A 408-nucleotide genomic window follows, 5' to 3' on the forward strand; every position below is an offset into this window, starting at 1 on the left:
AGCGAGATGCCGTGCTAGACACCGACGGCAATCAGGTCCGTCTCGGCCCCAATTACCAAATCGAATACACAGGATCCGACGGCCATACGGGTGTGCTAGGCCTTCTGCGCAACGATCAAAGTCAGTGCGAGAAGTTCATAGGACCAACCAGCCACAACGAGGGCCGGCTGGTGAGCTTCGCTTCAGGTAATGATCTTTCTCAAGACAACGTCATGAAGGAAGGTGACAGGTACGTCTTCAGTTCTATCGCGACGTGGAACCACCCCTGCAAGTCTCCCGGCGTTTGGACCACCGGCAAAACACCTAACGGTGTCCATTTCAAGCCCATCGTAGCTGCGCAGGACCCAGACAGCAACGATATCCGTCCAAGGTTGATCCAAGTGACCAAGGCTGGAGAAGAAGAAGGGG

Annotated in this window: 1 protein-coding gene; it reads left to right on the forward strand. The window is 55.1% G+C overall.

Annotated elements, in window-relative coordinates; translation table 11 throughout:
• Nucleotides 1-11 precede the first annotated feature (11 nt).
• The coding region (locus J4G33_RS16855) for a Kunitz family serine protease inhibitor (RefSeq protein ID WP_243759310.1) at nucleotides 12-408 on the forward strand (397 nt) is incomplete at its 3' end.

This window comes from Actinotalea soli (genome assembly GCF_017565425.1).
GTDB classification, from domain to species: Bacteria; Actinomycetota; Actinomycetes; order Actinomycetales; family Cellulomonadaceae; genus Actinotalea; species Actinotalea soli.